Source organism: Pseudomonas sp. SWI36 (assembly GCF_002948105.1).
Lineage (GTDB): Bacteria > Pseudomonadota > Gammaproteobacteria > Pseudomonadales > Pseudomonadaceae > Aquipseudomonas > Aquipseudomonas alloputida.
In genome coordinates this window covers 2374011-2391035 of the sequence record NZ_CP026675.1, presented here as the reverse complement: position 1 = coordinate 2391035, position 17025 = coordinate 2374011, and the positions used below count along the sequence as shown (strand labels likewise).

The 17025-nt window shown below is 61.5% G+C and carries 15 protein-coding genes; 7 read left to right on the top strand and 8 right to left on the bottom strand.

Annotated elements, in window-relative coordinates:
* Nucleotides 1-110: 110 nt before the first annotated feature.
* Nucleotides 111-1403, bottom strand: a complete 1293-nt coding sequence (locus C4Q27_RS11495) for a sigma-54-dependent Fis family transcriptional regulator (RefSeq protein WP_104886848.1) — start codon at nucleotides 1401-1403, stop codon at nucleotides 111-113.
* Between the two features lie 222 nt (nucleotides 1404-1625).
* Between C4Q27_RS11495 and C4Q27_RS11490 the strand changes: the two genes are divergently transcribed.
* The 3 genes from C4Q27_RS11490 to C4Q27_RS11480 are packed head-to-tail and all read left to right on the top strand — an operon-like array spanning nucleotide 1626 to nucleotide 4634.
* Entirely contained in the window at nucleotides 1626-2510 is an 885-nt protein-coding gene (locus C4Q27_RS11490; RefSeq protein ID WP_003253146.1) for an MBL fold metallo-hydrolase, read from the top strand.
* Nucleotides 2511-2550: 40 nt separating this feature from the next.
* Nucleotides 2551-3819, top strand: a complete 1269-nt coding sequence (locus C4Q27_RS11485; protein WP_102886206.1) for an FAD/NAD(P)-binding oxidoreductase — start codon at nucleotides 2551-2553, stop codon at nucleotides 3817-3819.
* Nucleotides 3816-4634 carry a sulfite exporter TauE/SafE family protein gene (locus C4Q27_RS11480; protein ID WP_104886847.1) on the top strand — a complete coding sequence of 273 codons (819 nt, stop codon included), beginning with the start codon at nucleotides 3816-3818 and terminating at the stop codon, nucleotides 4632-4634. The genes C4Q27_RS11485 and C4Q27_RS11480 overlap by 4 nt, the downstream gene beginning before the upstream one ends.
* On the opposite strand, the gene C4Q27_RS11475 is transcribed toward C4Q27_RS11480, so the two are convergent.
* A complete protein-coding gene (locus C4Q27_RS11475; RefSeq protein WP_014589207.1) occupies nucleotides 4623-5510 on the bottom strand; it encodes a LysR family transcriptional regulator in 888 nt (295 codons plus the stop codon). The genes C4Q27_RS11480 and C4Q27_RS11475 overlap by 12 nt on opposite strands.
* 234 nt (nucleotides 5511-5744) lie before the next feature.
* On the opposite strand from C4Q27_RS11475, the gene C4Q27_RS11470 reads away from it, so the two are divergent.
* A complete protein-coding gene (locus C4Q27_RS11470) occupies nucleotides 5745-7391 on the top strand; it encodes a GMC family oxidoreductase (RefSeq protein ID WP_104886846.1) in 1647 nt (548 codons plus the stop codon).
* Nucleotides 7392-7488: 97 nt separating this feature from the next.
* Nucleotides 7489-9108: an MFS transporter gene (locus C4Q27_RS11465; RefSeq protein WP_010951466.1), complete on the top strand. Its 1620-nt coding sequence runs from the start codon at nucleotides 7489-7491 to the stop codon at nucleotides 9106-9108.
* A 174-nt stretch (nucleotides 9109-9282) separates the two neighbouring features.
* Here the strand turns inward: C4Q27_RS11465 and C4Q27_RS11460 are convergent, their stop codons facing one another.
* From C4Q27_RS11460 to glyQ, 4 genes are read right to left on the bottom strand one after another with little or no spacing between them, the layout of a single operon-like run.
* Nucleotides 9283-10068, bottom strand: coding sequence for a 1-acyl-sn-glycerol-3-phosphate acyltransferase (locus C4Q27_RS11460; protein ID WP_010951467.1), 786 nt, complete (start codon nucleotides 10066-10068; stop codon nucleotides 9283-9285).
* A 46-nt stretch (nucleotides 10069-10114) separates the two neighbouring features.
* The gene (gene gmhB, locus C4Q27_RS11455) at nucleotides 10115-10642 is read right to left on the bottom strand and encodes a D-glycero-beta-D-manno-heptose 1,7-bisphosphate 7-phosphatase (RefSeq protein ID WP_003253129.1); all 528 of its coding nucleotides are present in this window, start codon (nucleotides 10640-10642) and stop codon (nucleotides 10115-10117) included.
* Between the two features lie 3 nt (nucleotides 10643-10645).
* Nucleotides 10646-12700 (bottom strand): glycine--tRNA ligase subunit beta, encoded by a 2055-nt coding sequence (glyS, locus tag C4Q27_RS11450; RefSeq protein WP_020192531.1) that lies wholly within the window; start codon nucleotides 12698-12700, stop codon nucleotides 10646-10648.
* On the bottom strand, nucleotides 12697-13644 hold the full coding sequence (gene glyQ / locus C4Q27_RS11445) for a glycine--tRNA ligase subunit alpha (RefSeq protein ID WP_003253126.1): 948 nt from the start codon (nucleotides 13642-13644) through the stop codon (nucleotides 12697-12699). The genes glyS and glyQ overlap by 4 nt, the downstream gene beginning before the upstream one ends.
* An 83-nt stretch (nucleotides 13645-13727) precedes the next feature.
* Here glyQ and C4Q27_RS11440 point away from each other — a divergent pair, with 83 nt between their 5' ends.
* Nucleotides 13728-14279, top strand: a complete 552-nt coding sequence (locus tag C4Q27_RS11440) for a DNA-3-methyladenine glycosylase I (RefSeq protein WP_020192530.1) — start codon at nucleotides 13728-13730, stop codon at nucleotides 14277-14279.
* Nucleotides 14280-14320: 41 nt separating this feature from the next.
* Nucleotides 14321-15208 (top strand): lysophospholipid acyltransferase, encoded by an 888-nt coding sequence (locus C4Q27_RS11435; RefSeq protein WP_003253121.1) that lies wholly within the window; start codon nucleotides 14321-14323, stop codon nucleotides 15206-15208.
* 96 nt (nucleotides 15209-15304) lie between these two features.
* Here C4Q27_RS11435 and C4Q27_RS11430 read toward each other — a convergent pair whose 3' ends face one another.
* Nucleotides 15305-15619: a tetratricopeptide repeat protein gene (locus C4Q27_RS11430; RefSeq protein WP_047603763.1), complete on the bottom strand. Its 315-nt coding sequence runs from the start codon at nucleotides 15617-15619 to the stop codon at nucleotides 15305-15307.
* Nucleotides 15620-15630: 11 nt separating this feature from the next.
* Nucleotides 15631-17004, bottom strand: coding sequence for a Trk system potassium transporter TrkA (gene trkA, locus C4Q27_RS11425; RefSeq protein WP_010951472.1), 1374 nt, complete (start codon nucleotides 17002-17004; stop codon nucleotides 15631-15633).
* Between the last annotated feature and the right edge of the window lie 21 nt (nucleotides 17005-17025).

Genomic DNA, 17025 nt, shown 5'->3' with positions numbered 1-17025 from the left:
GTAATCGCCTGGCAAGTAATGATTGCCAGGTTCGGTTAACTGATCAGACCACGATTTTTCCCTTTCAATGTCAGGGCGCAGGTAAAGGTCCGGTAAAGTCTGACGTTCTTTCAGTTCAGCCCGAGCGCTTTCAAGCGGCGATACAGTGTGCGTTCACTCAGGCCAAGATGACTGGCCAGTTCACTGCGCGAGCCTTTGAACTGCTCCAGCGCCTGCGCCAGCTCACCCAAGTCATTGCGACGGCCGCTTCCTTTAGCCGCGCCAGTCAGCCCAGTGTCTTCCGGTAAATGCTCCGGTCTGATTACTCCGTCATCGGCAAACAAACGCGCGCGTTCCAGAATGTTGCGCAGTTCGCGGATATTGCCTGGAAACGGATGCAACGCTAGTTGCTGCAAGGCGTCTTCACTCAGCCTGGGCGTCGGTTGGCCGGCCATGCGCTGCAGTAGGCTCTGTGCGAGCAGCGGCAGATCTTCCACCCGTTCGCGCAATGCAGGCAGACGAATCGGGAAGCCGCTGATGCGGTAATACAGGTCTTCACGGAATGAGCCATCCGCGACCATTTGTTTAAGTGGTTTATGGGTGGCCGAAATCAGGCGGAAATCCGAATGCACAGTGCGCAGGCTGCCCACGGGACGGAAACTCCCGGACTCTATCAGGCGCAGCAACTTCACCTGCATCGCCAGCGGCACCTCACCAATTTCATCGAGGAACAAGGTGCCGCCATGCGCCGCCTCGGCCAAGCCGATCTTGCGCTGATTCGCCCCGGTGAACGCGCCCTTCTCATAGCCGAACAGTTCACTCTCGAACAACGACTCGGTCAGGCCGGTGCAGTCGACCACCACCAGTGGGCCGTTGGCCCTGGGGCTGCCCATGTGCACTGCACGGGCGAACAGCTCCTTGCCGGTCCCCGACTCCCCCTGCAGCAACACCGGGATCTGCGCCGGTGCCGCACGCTGCAGGCTGGCCAGCGCGGCCTTGAAGGTTGGCGCGCGGCCGACCAACCCTTGCTCCTGTGGCTGCGCCGAAGCGAGGGTGATGGTGGTGAGGCGTTCGACAAAGGCCACTACCTTGCCCTGCTCATCCAGGATCGGCCGCAACTCCACATCCACATGCTCCGGGCCGCGTGGTGTGTGATGAATGTGCAATACCCGCTCCGGTACCTTGCTGTCCCACGCCTTGCGCATCGGGCAATGTTCGCCAGCCTGGTCGCACGGCACAGCGTAGTGGTGCGAAACCCTGTGGCACTTCTCGCCCAGTGGGGCCTGATCATGCCGGCCAAACTGACGGCGATAGGCCGCATTGGCGGCGAGGATGTTGTAGTCGGTGTCCAACACGATGGTCGGAAGGGCATCGTGCTCGAGGTAGGAAACCAGAGCTAGGATGAGAGGATGGGCTTCAGGCATGTCGGCACCGTATGGATGACCGACGCAGGGTAACAAGGACTGCCAAACACTGCCATTGGCTGTCAGTCGACTGCCACCTGGGCTGCCAGTTTTGCCCGCAGCGGTCTGCAACTGGCCGGTTTTACTGGCCAGTGAGTGGCAAAAAGCCTGGCATGCATCTTGATAAAGCTCCTGTCACTGCCTACGCCTGTACAAGGCGGGGCGGATAAATTGGAGAACGTGATGATCATCGGCAACAACCTTCACGTGGACGCCTTCTACGACGAGGCGACCTCGACCATCAGCTATCTGGTCATGGACCGTGAAACCCGACAATGCGCATTGATCGACAGCGTGCTGGATTACGACCCCAAGTCCGGGCGCACCTGTAGCGCTTCGGCTGATCGCTTGGTCGAGCGTGTGAATGAACTGAATGCCAGCGTGCGGTGGGTGTTGGAAACCCATGTGCACGCTGACCACCTTTCAGCGGCTGCCTACCTGAAAGAAAAGCTGGGCGGCCATACCGCAATTGGCGCGCACATTACCCAGGTGCAGAAAGTGTTTGGCGCCTTGTTCAACGCAGAGCCCGGCTTCGCCCGTGATGGCAGCCAGTTCGATGTGCTGCTCGAAGATGAGGAAGGTTTTCGTATTGGCAACCTGCAGGCCCGTGCGTTGCACACGCCTGGGCACACACCCGCGTGCATGAGTTTCATGATCGAAGATGCCGGCGAGATCGCGGTGTTCGTTGGAGACACCTTGTTCATGCCCGATTACGGCACCGCCCGCTGCGACTTCCCCGGGGCCGATGCCCGCACCTTGTACCGCTCAATCCGTCGCCTGCTGGCTTTCCCCGACCAGACTCGGTTGTTCATGTGCCACGACTACCTGCCGGGTGGCCGCGACATGCAGTACGTCACAACTGTCGCCGAGCAGCGCGCCAGCAACATTCACATCCATCAGGGTATCGATGAGGACAGCTTCGTTGCCATGCGCGAAGCCCGTGACAAGACGCTCGAAATGCCCGTACTGATCCTGCCTTCGGTGCAGGTGAACATGCGTAGCGGCCAACTACCCCCTCCGGAGGCGAACGGCGTGAGCTATCTGAAGATCCCGCTGAACAAGCTGTAACCGCCCTGCCCCCATAATCAGATTTCCAGGATTTGCCGCCATGCCTGCCTTGTTGTCCCCTGCCAATACCGACCACCACAAGGTGGTCATCGTCGGTGCCGGTGCCGCCGGGATCGCCACTGCTTCCAGCCTGATCAGCCGCGACCCATCATTGGACGTCGTCTTGATCGACCCTGCCGAAGTGCACTACTACCAACCCGGCTGGACCATGGTCGGTGCCGGTGTGTTCAAGGCACCCAGCACTGCTCGCACCATGGCGTCGACCATTCCTCGCGGTGTGCGCTGGGTCAAGGCGCGGGTAAAGGGATTCGACCCGTTGGGCCAGTTGGTCATCCTCGATGATGCTCGCGCCATCAGCTATGAACAGCTGATCGTCTGCCCCGGCCTCAAGCTGGACTGGGCGGCCATCGATGGGCTCAGCGAGACCCTGGGCCGCAACGGTGTCACCTCCAACTACCGCTACGACCTGGCGCCCTATACCTGGGAACTGGTGCAAAAGCTCAAGCAAGGACGCGCGCTGTTCAGCCAGCCGCCCATGCCGATCAAGTGCGCCGGTGCACCACAGAAGGCGCTGTATCTGTCTTGTGACCACTGGCTGCGCCATGGCCATTTGGGGGCGGTGAAAGCCAGCTTCTACAATGCGGGTGCCGTGCTGTTCGGTGTCGCGGACTACGTGCCCGCGCTGATGAAGTACATCGAAAAATACGCCGTCGATCTCAACTTCTCTCACAGGTTGGTTGCCGTAGACGGCCCGGGAAAGCGCGCTACATTCTTGCGTACCTTGCCCGATGGCAGCAGCGAGACGCGCATCGAGGTCTTCGACATGCTGCACGTGGTACCGCCACAGGTGGCGCCAGACTTCATTCGCGAAAGCCCCTTGGCTGATAGCTCCGGCTGGGTTGACGTCGATCCGCATACCCTGCGCCATCGCAAATACACCAACGTTCATGCCCTGGGTGACGTGGCTAACACCAGCAATGCCAAGACCGCCGCTGCGGCGCGCAAGCAGGCACCGGTGGTCGCCAACAATGTGCTGGTGGCGCTGGGCAGGCTGGCGACCCTGGCCCAGTACGACGGCTATGGCTCGTGCCCGCTTACCGTCGAGCGCGGCAAGATCGTCCTGGCCGAGTTCACCTATGGCGGCAAGCTGGCACCGAGCTTCCCTAACTGGTTACTGGATGGCCGCAAGCCGACACGTCTGGCCTGGCTGCTCAAGGCACAGGCGCTGCCACCGCTGTACTGGCAAGGCATGCTCAAGGGGCGCGAGTGGTTGGCACGCCCGCAGCTGGTAGCCGAGGGTGGGCAGTGATCGAGCATCAACTGTTAGGGGCGGGCCTGGGCGCAATCATCGGCGCGGTGCTGGCGCTGACCGGCGCAGGCGGTGGCATTCTCGCAGTACCCTTGCTGGTGTTCGGCCTGGGGCTATCGATGGTCGAAGCGGCACCGGTGGGCCTGTTGGCTGTAGGTATGGCTGCAGCGGTTGGTGCGGTGCTGGGCTTGCGCCAAGGGCTGGTGCGTTATCGGGCTGCGCTGTTCATTGCGTTGGTTGGTGTGGCAGCAGCGCCGTTCGGGCTGATGCTGGCGCACCGCCTGCCGAATGCACCGTTGCAGGTGGTATTCGCCGGCGTGCTGGTTTATGCCTGCCTGCGCATCTGGCGCAAGGCGACCAAAGAACTGCGTGGCGAAGCCAATGACGCTCATCGCTTTATCGAGCCGTGTGTGCTGAACCCGCTGCAGGGGCGTTTGCGCTGGACTCTGCCCTGTGCGCGCGCACTGGCATTCACGGGAGCCTTGTCCGGGTTGTTGTCCGGCTTGCTGGGCGTGGGTGGGGGGTTCGTCATCATCCCTGCCCTGAACCGCTACACCAACCTGCGCATGGCCAGCATCGTTTCCACTTCGCTGGCGGTGATTGCCTTGGTCTCTACCGGCAGTGTGGTCAGCGCCAGCCTTGCGGGCGTCATGCACTGGCAGGTTGGCGCCCCGTTTGCCGTCGGTGCAGTGCTCGGTCTGCTGCTGGCGCGGCCTTTGGCAGCCAGGTTGGCCGGGCCGCGTCTGCAGCAGATGTTTGCCGTGGCAGGTTGGGCCGCTGCCCTGTTGTTGGCCGGCAAGGCTCTACTCGGCTAGCAACTCGCTTTGTTCGGCCGCGCACAACGCCAGCAGGTAGTCCCACACCACCCGCAGGCGCACAGACTTGTGCAGCTCACGGCGGGTGCAGATCCAGTAGCTGCGCTGGATGGTTTCACCCGGCAGCACGCGCACCAGTGTCGGGTCGTGGCGGGCCATGTAGTTGGGCAGCACGGCGATGCCCAGCCCGGCGCGGGCGGCGGCTTGCTGGGCGATCACGCTGGTGCTGCGAAACACCACGTTGGGTGCTCGGCAGAAACTGTTGAGAAACAGCAGTTCCTGGCTGAACAGCAAATCGTCAACGTAGCCGATCCAGCTGTGCCGGGCCAGGTCTTCGCGGTGGCGCAGTGGCGGCGCGCGGTCCAGGTAGTCCTGGCTGGCGTACAGCGCCAAGCGGTAGTCGGTGAGTTTGCGGGTGATCAGCAGATCGGCGTTGGGCCGCTCCAGATGGATGCTGATTTCTGCCTCGCGGTTGAGGATGCTGACGAAGCGCGGCACCGCTACCAGTTCCACCTCCAGGCCGGGGTAGCGCTCGAACAACGCGTTCATGCGTGGGGTGAAGAACATGATGCCGATGCCTTCGGTTACCCCCAGGCGAATCTTGCCCAGCGGGGTGATGGCCTGGGTGATTTCCTCCTGTGCCAGCAGGGCGACGTTCTCCATGGCTTCGGCATGCTTGAGCAGGGCTTGGCCCGAGGGGGTCAGCTCGTACCCCTGGGCATGTTGCACGAACAGCGCGGTCCCCAGGCTCTGCTCGATGCTTTCGATATGCCGGGCCACGGTGCTGTGGGTAGTGTTCAGGCGCTTGGCGGCGGTCAGCAGGCGGCCGCTGCGCTGCAATTCGAGGAAAAAACGCAGATCATTCCAGTCGAACATGCTTGTCCCTTATGGCAGTTCGTTCCGGCCTCTTCACGGGCATGCCCCACAGGTGCGGTGAACACCCTGAAGGTAACGTGATCCCTGAGGTGCGGGCGAGCCCGCGAAGAGGTCGGTACAGGCTTGCCACTGTGCTAAAACGCACAGCGGCTGCGCGAAATCTCGTGTTTCATCCACGAAATTACTCACTAAGATGGATCGGGACAAGAATAAAAAACAGGCGCGAGGTTGCACATGCCATCAGCCGATTCTGTCTTCGACTACGTGGTCGTAGGGGCCGGCCCCGCCGGATGCCTGCTGGCCAATCGTTTGTCCGCCGACCCTTCCTGCCGCGTGCTGCTGCTGGAGGCGGGTGGCCGTGACAATTATCCCTGGATCCACATCCCCGTTGGTTACCTCTACTGCATCGACAACCCGCGCACAGACTGGTGCTTCAAGACCGAGGCACAACCTGGCCTCGGCGGTCGCGCTTTGGGTTATCCAAGGGGCAAGGTGCTAGGTGGATGTTCGTCGATCAACGGCATGATCTACATGCGGGGCCAAGCCGCCGACTACGACCATTGGGCCGCGCAAGGCAACGACGGCTGGGCGTGGAAAGATGTGTTACCGCTGTTCAAGGCCAGCGAAAACCACTTTGCAGGCGCCAGCGAGCACCACGGCGCGGAGGGCGAATGGCGGGTCGAGCGGCAACGCTACAGCTGGCCGATCCTTGATGCTTTCCGAGATGCCGCCGAGCAGAGCGGTATTGGCAAGGTCGACGATTTCAACACCGGCGACAACCAGGGTTGTGGATATTTTCAGGTCAACCAGCGCAGTGGTGTGCGCTGGAATGCTTCCAAAGCTTTCCTGCGGCCGATCAAGGATCGCGCCAACCTCACTGTGCTGACCGGCGTGCAGGTTGACCAGGTACTGCTCGACAACACCCGCGCAAGGGCGGTGAAGGCGCTCTGGCAAGGGGCCTGGCATGAGTTTGCGGCGCGCCGCGAGATCATCCTCTGTGCTGGGGCGGTAGGTTCACCGGGCATCCTCCAGCGTTCCGGCATCGGCCCGCGTCAGTTGCTGGAAAGCTTGGGTATTGGTGTTCGCCACGACATGCCAGGCGTTGGTGGCAACTTGCAGGACCACCTGCAACTGCGCCTGATCTACCAGATCCGCAACGCCCGTACCTTGAACCAGATGGCCAACAGCCTGTGGGGCAAGATGGGCATGGGCCTGCGTTACCTCTACGACCGTAGCGGGCCGCTGGCCATGGCGCCGAGCCAGTTAGGCGCGTTCGTGCGTTCAAGCCCTGAACAGGCCACCGCCAACCTTCAGTATCACGTGCAGCCGCTGTCACTGGAACGCTTCGGTGAGCCGTTGCATCAGTTCCCGGCCTTTACTGCCTCGGTGTGCAACCTGCGCCCGGCCAGCCGCGGGCGCATCGACATCTGCAGCACCGACATGAACAGCACGCCGCGGATCGACCCCAATTACCTCAGTGCTCCGCAGGACTTGCGGGTTGCTGCCGATGCCATTCGCCTTACCCGGCGCATCGTCCAGGCCCCTGCCCTCGCCGCTTTCGAGCCCAAGGAATATTTGCCGGGCCCGGCGCTGCAAAGCGAGGAAGACCTGTTCGAGGCCGCTGGCAAGATCGGCACCACCATCTTCCACCCGGTCGGTACCTGTCGCATGGGCAACGGTGCCATGGACGTTGTGGATAACCAGCTGCGCGTGCATGGCATCCCCGGTCTACGTGTAGCCGATGCTTCGATCATGCCGCAGATAACTTCCGGCAATACGTGTTCCCCCACCCTGATGATCGCCGAAAAGGCGGCGCAACTGATCCTCAAAGGAGCTACTACCCAGACCTACCTGAACGAAGACGCGTTACCGACGCCCTGACCTGGGTGCGTGCAGTACCGGCGGCTTGCGGTCAGAAGTCGCCGACAGTGGAACAACAAGAATAATCACTGTGGCCTAAGGGCCGAGGACAGCAACGATGTCGGATTACATCCAAGAGCAGGGGGCGGCGGCCAGCAGCTCCAGCCGCCGTGAAGAACGCAAGATCATTTTCGCGTCATCCCTCGGGACGGTTTTCGAGTGGTATGACTTTTTTCTCTATGGTGCGCTGGCAGCGGTCATCAGCAAGCAGTTCTTCGCTGGCGTGAACGATACCACCGCTTTCATCTTCGCCCTGATGGCCTTTGCTGCGGGCTTTCTGGTGCGGCCGTTTGGCGCGCTGGTGTTCGGCCGCCTGGGTGACATGATCGGGCGCAAGTACACCTTCCTGGTCACCATCGTGCTGATGGGTCTGTCCACTTTCGCTGTGGGGTTGTTGCCCACCTACGCCAGCATCGGCATCGCCGCACCGATCATCCTGGTGATCCTGCGCATGCTTCAAGGGCTGGCGCTGGGCGGCGAGTATGGCGGTGCAGCCACTTACGTGGCCGAGCATGCGCCGCCCGGCAAGCGTGGCTTGCACACTGGTTTCATCCAGTCCACCGCAACGCTGGGCCTGTTGTTGTCGCTCTTGGTGGTGCTGGGTAGCCGGTATATCAGTGGCGACCAGTTCGAAACCTGGGGCTGGCGCTTGCCGTTCCTGCTGTCGATCGTGCTGCTGGCGATCTCCACCTGGATTCGCATGAGCATGCACGAATCGCCGGCCTTTGTGAAAATGAAGGCTCAGGGCAAGGTCAGCAAGTCGCCCATCCGTGAGTCATTCACCTCCTGGCCAAACCTGAAAGTGGTGCTTACCGCCCTGTTCAGCATCAACGCGGGGCAGGCTGTGACCTTCTACACGGCGCAGTTCTACGTTCTGTTCTTCATGACCCAGATGCTGAAAATGGACTCGGCTCAGGCCAACACCCTGCTCATCATCAGCGTTGTGATTGGCGCGCCGTTCTTCGTGTTCTTCGGCTGGTTGTCCGACCGTATCGGCCGCAAGCCGATCCTGATGCTCGGCCTGTTGCTGGCCACGGTACTGTACTTCCCACTGTTCAAGGCGCTGAGCCACTACGCCAACCCGCAGATCGACGCTGCCAGCCGTCAGGCGCCGATCGTGGTCACCGCCGACCCGCAAGGCTGCACATTCCAGTTCGACCCAGTGGGCAAGGCTCGTTTTGACAGCCCGTGCGACAAGGTCAAGACCTTCCTGGTCAAGCAGGGCCTGCCGTACAGCTCGGTTAGCGTGGCCGGCAGTGAAGTGGTGGTCAACATCGGTGACAAGACCATCAACGGCTTTGACGAAACCGCCATGCGTGCTGCAATCGAGCAGGCTGGTTACCCGGCCAAGGCCGACCCTGCGCAGGTCAACCAGGTAATGGTGGTGGTACTGATCGTGGCGATGATCCTGATCGCGACCATGACCTATGGCCCGTTGGCGGCGGTGATGGTCGAGCTGTTCCCGACCCGCATCCGCTACACCTCGATGTCGCTGCCCTACCACATTGGTAATGGCTGGTTTGGTGGTTTCCTGCCTACCGTATCGTTTGCGCTGGTGGTCTATACCGGGGATATCTTCTACGGGCTGTGGTACCCGGTGCTGGTGACCGGGATCAGCCTGGTGGTTGGGATCTTCTGTCTGAGAGAAACCAAGGATGTAGATATCGACAAAGTCTGATGTCCACATGCCATAAAAAAACCGGCTGTAAAAGCCGGTTTTCTTATGCCTCAAAAAAACTTATGCACGATTTTCAGAAAAAATTCATACAAAGAAATAACTAGCAAATTCATACACTTAGCTATCAATTCAAGCATTTAATCCAAAAACTGCACACAAGTTATCCACAGAAGGTCAAGCCATCTGCTCCTGAGGTTTTTCCGCCGCTGGCGGCAGCGATCCCATGGCCCGCTGGGTCGCTTCGTTCCAAGCTGCAGCGCGGTCGTTGAGTTCGGCGATGGCACGTGGCCCTGTGCCGTTGGCGTACATCGGCTCACCAATTACCACTTCGATTGTACCGGCGCGCTTGCCCCAACCGGTCTTGGGCCAGAACTTGCCGGCGTTGTGGGCAATCGGCAGCACTGGCAGCCCGGCATTCACGGCCAGTGCCGTACCGCCGCGGGAAAACTTGCCGATGGTGCCGAACGGCACACGGGTGCCTTCTGGGAAAATCAGCACCCACGTCTTCTGCTTGAGCAGTTCGTCACCCTTGCTCGCCACTTGGCGCAACGCTTCCTTGGGGTTGTCGCGGTTGATCGCGATGGGCCGCAGCATGGCCATGGCCCAGCCGAAGAACGGTACATACAGCAGCTCGCGCTTGAGCACCTGGCTAAGCGGCGAGAAGTACTGGGACAGGAAGAAGGTTTCCCAGGTGCTCTGGTGATTGGACAAAATCACGCAAGGCTCAGCTGGCACGTTCTCGGCGCCAGTGATCTTGTAGTCGATGCCCAGGATGGTGCGCACCAGAAACAGCGCGCAGCGGCACCAGTACACGTTGATGAACTTGTAGCGCTTGGGGAACGACAGGAACGGCGCGACGAAGAAGCTCAGCGAGCACCACAGCAGCGAACTGGTGCCCAGCAGCAGGTAAAAAAGAAAGATTCTGATCGCCTGCAGGATCGACATAGTGGCTTGTACCATTGCGGGGCATGCCCGCCTGAGAAAAATGCGCCAGAAGGCGCACTGTTTAAATTAGTTCTCTGGCGATAGCTGCCAGATCGTCGAAAATCAGTGTAGTTTCCGGGACGCCTTTTTCCAGGGTCCGCTCGCCCTTGCCGGTTTTCACCAGCACGGGTTGTGCACCGACGGCCAGGGCGGCCTCCAGGTCACCTTTGCTGTCGCCGACGAACCAGACGCCTTCAAGGCCGATCTGGTAATGCTCGGCGATCGCCCGCAGCATGCCGGGCTTGGGCTTGCGGCAATCGCACCCTTCGTCCGGCCCATGCGGGCAATACACGATGTGGCCCACCTCGCCGCCCTGCTCGGCCACCAGCGCGCGCAGGCGCGCGTGCATGGCCTCAAGGGTTGCCAGCGGGTAGTAGCCACGGGCAATGCCGGACTGGTTGGTGGCCACGGCCACCGTCCAGCCCGCCTTGCTCAACTGCGCGATCGCATCGACCGAACCAGGGATCGGCACCCATTCTTCCAGCGTCTTGATGTACGCATCGGAGTCGTAGTTGATCACCCCGTCACGGTCGAGAATCAGCAGTTTCAAGGCTTACCCCAGCAGCGAAATGTCAGCCACGCCCAGGAACAGGCCGCGCAGACGGCTGAGCAGGGCATAACGGTTGGCACGTACCTTGGCGTCTTCGGCGTTGACCATGACCGCCTCGAAGAAGGCATCGACCGGGTCACGCAGGGCCGCCAGGCGGGCCAGCGATTCGCTGTACTGACGTGCTGCAGCCATCGGTTGCACGGCCTGGTCGGCCTGCTGGATGGCCGAGTACAGGGAGAACTCGTTAGCATTGTCGAAGTACTTCGGCTCGACCTGCTCGGCGATGGCACCTTCGGCCTTGCTCAGCAGGTTCGACACGCGCTTGTTCACCGCGGCCAGGGCCTCGGCTTCCGGCAGTTTGCGGAACGCCTGCACAGCTTGTACGCGCTGGTCGAAGTCCAGGGCGGAGCCTGGCTGCAGTGCGCGTACCGACAGGTACGTGGCGACGTCGATGCCTTCGTCTTCGTAACGCGCGCGCAGGCGGTCGAAAATGAACTCCAGTACTTGCTCGGCCAGGCCGGGGGCCTTGACCTTGGCGCCGAACTGCTTGACCGCAAACTCAACCGCACCGGTCAGGTCCAGGTCCAGTTGCTTCTCGATCAGGATACGCAGCACGCCCAGAGCAGCACGGCGCAGGGCGTACGGGTCCTTGCTGCCGGTAGGCAGCATGCCGATGCCAAAGATACCCACCAGGGTGTCGAGCTTGTCGGCGATGGCCACGGCAGCACCGGTCAGGGTCTGCGGCAGCTCGGCGCCTGCACCGCGCGGCATGTACTGCTCGTTCAGGGCCAGGGCTACGTCTTCCGGCTCACCGTCGTTGAGCGCGTAGTAGTAACCGGCAACACCCTGCATTTCAGGGAATTCGCCGACCATCTCGGTGGCCAGGTCGCACTTCGACAGCAGGCCGGCACGGCCAGCGCGCTGGGCGTCGCCGCCGATCAGCGGAGCAATGAAGGCGGCCAGCCTGGAAACACGTTCGGCCTTGTCGTACACGGTGCCGAGCTGAGCCTGGAACACCACGTTCTTGAGGCGCTCGTTGAAGGTTTCCAGTGGTTGCTTCTTGTCCTGCTTGAAGAAGAACTCGGCGTCGGTCAGGCGCGGGCGCACGACTTTTTCGTTGCCTTGCACGATCTGCTTCGGGTCGCGGCTTTCGACGTTGGCCACGGTAATGAAGCGCGGCAGCAGCTTGCCTTCGCTGTCCAGCAGGCAGAAGTACTTCTGGTTGTCCTGCATGGTGGTGATCAGGGCTTCTTGCGGCACCTCGAGGAAACGCTCCTCGAACGAGCACACCAGCGGCACCGGCCACTCGACCAGAGCGGTCACTTCGTCCAGCAGCGCCGGTGGCACGATGGCCGTGCCTTCCTGCTGCATGGCCAGCTCTGCGGTACGCTTGCTGATCAGCTCGCGGCGCTCGGCGAAGTCGGCCAGGACGTAGGCCTTGCGCAGGTCTTCGACGTAGTTGGCCGGGGTGGTGATGAGCACGTTTTCCGGATGGTGGAAGCGGTGGCCACGGGATTCACGCCCGGCCTTCTGCGACAGGATGGTGCAATCGACCACCTGATCGCCCAGCAGCATCACCAGCCATTGGGTCGGGCGCACGAACTCTTCACGGCTGGCCGCCCAGCGCATGCGCTTGGGAATCGGCAGGTCGTTCAGCGAATCTTCGACGATGGTCGGCAGCAGCCCAACGGTAGCCTTGCCCGGGATGTGCTGGGAGAAGCGCAGCTTGGGGCCGCTCTGGTCGATCTCGGCCAGTTCCACACCGCACTTCTTGGCGAAGCCCAGCGCAGCCTGGGTCGGCTCGCCTTCGGCGTTGAAGGCAGCCTGCAGGGGCGGGCCGTCGATGTTGATGCTGCGGTCAGGCTGCTGCACGTCCAGCTGGCGAATCAGCACGGCCAGACGACGCGGCGCGGCGTACACCTGCTTGCCGGTGTAGTTCAGGCCAGCAGCCTGCAGGCCTTTTTCGATACCGGCCAGGAAGGCGTCGCCAAGGCTGGCGAGGGCCTTGGGTGGCAGCTCTTCGGTGCCCAGTTCTACCAGGAAATCTTGAGCACTCATTGTGCAGCCTCCAGCTTAGCCAACACTTCGTCACGCAGTTCAGGGGTGGCCATCGGGAAGCCCAGGCGTGCGCGGGCTTGCAGATAGCTTTGCGCCACGTCCCGGGCCAGGGTACGTACACGCAGGATGTAACGCTGGCGCTCGGTTACCGAGATGGCGCGGCGGGCGTCCAGCAGGTTGAAGGTATGCGAGGCCTTCAGGACCATTTCATAGGTCGGCAGCGGCAGCTCCAGCTTGATCAGGCGGTTGGCTTCGCTTTCGTAGAAATCGAACAGTTCGAACAGCTTGTCGACGTTGGCATGTTCAAAGTTGTAGGTCGACTGCTCCACCTCGTTCTGGTGGAACACGTCGCCATAGGTGACCTTGCCGAACGGGCCGTCGGCCCACACCAGGTCGTACACCGAATCGACGCCCTGGATGTACATGGCCAGGCGCTCCAGGCCGTAGGTGATTTCACCGGTGACCGGGTAGCACTCGATGCCGCCGACTTGTTGGAAGTAGGTGAACTGGGTGACTTCCATGCCGTTGAGCCAGATTTCCCAGCCCAGACCCCAGGCGCCGAGGGTCGGCGATTCCCAGTTGTCTTCGACGAAACGAATGTCGTGCACCAGCGGATCCAGACCGATGGCTTTCAGCGAGCCGAGGTACAGCTCCTGGAAGTTGGCCGGGTTCGGTTTGAGCACCACCTGGAACTGGTAGTAGTGCTGCAGGCGGTTGGGGTTTTCGCCATACCGCCCGTCGGCAGGACGACGGCTAGGCTGCACATAGGCGGCGTTCCAGGTTTCTGGACCCACGGCGCGCAGGAATGTAGCGGTGTGGAAAGTGCCGGCGCCTACTTCCATATCGTAGGGCTGAAGTACCACACAACCTTGAGCTGCCCAGTAGTTCTGCAGGGCGAGGATCAGGTCTTGGAAGGTACGCACGGCTGGCGTAGGCTGGCTCACGAAATTCACCTGTATCTGGGGATGCGGATGTAAAGAGCGGGAGTATAACCTGATTCGCCTCGCCCTCTACTCATTGGAGCCTTATGCCACGCTGCTTTTGGTGTACCGACGATCCGTTGTACCAGGCCTACCACGACCAGGAATGGGGAATGCCACAGCGCGACCCGGCGTTGCTCTTCGAGATGCTTTTGCTCGAAGGGTTCCAGGCGGGGCTTTCGTGGATTACCGTTTTGCGCAAACGCGAGCGTTATCGCGAGGTGATGTACGGCTTCGACCCGGTAAAGCTGGCGGCCATGAGCGACGAACGCATCGAAGAATTGATGCAGGATGCAGGCATCATCCGCAATCGCCTCAAGCTCAAGGCCGCAAGGCGCAATGCCCAGGCCTGGCTGGCTGTGGATAACCCTGCCGAATGGCTGTGGTCGTTCGTCGGCGGCTCACCGAAGATCAACCACTTCAAGCAGCGCAGCGACGTGCCGGCGGTCACCGATGAAGCCAAGGCAATGAGCAAGGCCCTGCAGAAAGCTGGCTTCACGTTCGTCGGTCCGACCATCTGCTACGCCTTCATGCAGGCCACCGGCATGGTCATGGACCACACCACCGACTGCGATCGCTACGCCGCCTTGTTGCGCTGAGGGGTTACAATGCGCGCCTTGCTGAAATAAGGAATTCGCCTGTGGAAAAGTTCAAGGGCGCCCTGATGGTCGGGGTGCTGCGCCTGTTTGCCAAGCTGCCCTGGGGCGCTGTGCAGCGTGTCGGCGCCGGTATTGGCTGGCTGATGTGGAAAATCCCCAACAGTTCGCGCAACGTGGTACGGATCAACCTGGCCAAATGCTTCCCGGAGATGGACCCGGTTGCCCGTGAGCAACTGGTGGGCCAGGCGCTGCGGGATATCGGTAAATCCTTTGTCGAAAGTGCCTGTGCCTGGATCTGGCCGCCGCAACGCTCGCTGGAGCTGGTCAAGGAAGTGCATGGCCTGGAAGTGCTGGAGCAGGCCCTGGCCTCGGGTAAAGGCGTGGTCGGCATCACCAGCCACCTGGGCAACTGGGAAGTGCTGAACCACTTCTACTGCAACCAGTGCAAGCCGATCATCTTCTACCGCCCGCCGAAGCTGAAGGCGGTGGATGACCTGCTGCGCGAGCAGCGCGTGCAGATGGGCAATCGCGTGGCACCGTCGACCAAGGAAGGCATCCTCAGCGTGATCAAGGAAGTGCGCCGTGGTGGCCAGGTGGGTATTCCTGCCGACCCGGAGCCGGCGGAATCGGCGGGCGTGTTCGTACCGTTCCTCGGCACCCAGGCGCTGACCAGCAAGTTCGTGCCGAACATGCTGGCCGGTGGCAAGGCGGTAGGTGTGTTCCTGCATGCGCTGCGGTTGCCGGATGGCTCGGGCTTCAAGGTGTTCCTCGAAGCTGCGCCGGAAGAGATGTACAGCACCGATGTGAATGTGTCGGCAGCGGCGATGAGCAAGGTGGTCGAACGCTATGTGCGCGAGTACCCCAGCCAGTACATGTGGAGCATGAAGCGCTTCAAGAAGCGTCCGGCTGGCGAGCCGCGCTGGTATTAAGCCATTCACCGCCCCTGTAGGAGCGGGTTTACCCGCGAATGCGTCGGTGAATCCAACATCGCATTCGCGGGTAAACCCGCTCCTACAGGGGCCGCGTCAACCCGCTGCTCTGTTGAGCTTCTTCAGGAATACGGTCATTTCTTTTTCGGCCTGCTTGTCACCATGGGCCTGCGCCGCCACGATCCCGTCTTCCCACGCCTTGCGCGCCGCCGCCAGCTCGCCCTGCAGCTGATAGGCCTTGCCCAGCAGCTTCCATGCTGCCGAGTATTTCGGATCCTGCTCTACACAGCGCGCCAGGTGCACCGCTGCTTCAGCGCCGTTGCCTTCATCCAGCCAGGCCTTGCCCAGGCCAAACCTCAGCAGCGGGTTATCCACACCTTTGGCCAGCATCTTCTCCAGCGATTCGCGCATGCCCTCTTCTCCTAGAAGAAACTCAAGCCGACGTGGAACAGCTTCTCCACATCGCGAATATGCTTTTTATCCACAACGAAGAGGATCACATGGTCCCCTGATTCGATCATGGTGTCGTCATGGGCAATCATCACCTCTTCATCACGGATGATCGCACCAATAGTGGTGCCCGGTGGCAGCGTGATGTCCTCGATTGCCTTGCCGACCACCTTGCTCGACTTCGAGTCCCCGTGTGCCACCGCCTCGATAGCCTCGGCTGCACCACGGCGCAGCGAGTGCACACTGACGATGTCGCCACGACGGACGTGCGCCAGCAGTGTGCCGATGGTGGCGAGCTGCGGGCTGATGGCAATGTCGATATCGCCGCCCTGCACCAGGTCGACATAAGCCGGGTTGTTGATGATGGTCATCACCTTGCCTGCGCCCAGGCGCTTGGCCAGCAAGGACGACATGATGTTGGCTTCATCATCGTTGGTCAGGGCCAGGAAAATATCGGCGTCGGCGATGTTCTCTTCGAGCATCAGGTCTTTGTCCGAGGCGCTGCCCTGCAGCACTACAGTGCTTTCCAGGGTATCGGAGAGGTGCCGACAACGCGCCGGGCTCATCTCGATGATCTTCACCTGATATCGGCTTTCGATGGCCTCCGCCAGGCGCTCGCCGATCTGCCCGCCGCCGGCGATGACAATGCGTTTATTGGTTTCGTCGATGCGGCGCAGTTCGCCCATCACTGCACGGATATCCTTCTTCGCGGCAATGAAGAACACCTCGTCGTCGGCTTCGATCACCGTGTCGCCACGCGGGGTGATCGGCCGGTCACGGCGGAAGATGGCCGCCACGCGGGTGTCGACGTTGGGCATATGCGCACGGATCTGGCGCAATTGCTGGCCGACCAGCGGGCCGCCGTAGTAGGCCTTCACTGCCACGAGCTGGGCCTTGCCCTCGGCGAAATCGATCACCTGCAGCGAGCCTGGGTGTTCGATCAGGCGCTTGATGTAATTGGTCACCACCTGCTCGGGGCTGATCAGAACGTCGACCGGGATATGGTCGTTGTCGAACAGCTCTTCGCGGGTCAGGTAGGACGATTCGCGCACCCGTGCAATCTTGGTCGGGGTATGGAACAGCGAATAGGCCACCTGGCAGGCAACCATGTTGGTCTCGTCACTGTTGGTTACCGCCACCAGCATGTCGGCGTCGTCGGCACCGGCCTGACGCAGTACCGTCGGCAGTGAGCCACGGCCCTGGACGGTGCGGATGTCCAGGCGGTCGCCGAGGTCGCGCAGGCGGTCGCCGTCGGTGTCGACCACGGTAATGTCGTTGGCTTCGCTGGCCAGGTGTTCAGCCAGCGTACCGCCTACCTGCCCTGCGCCGAGGATGATGATCTTCATGCGCTACTCCCTATCCTTTGT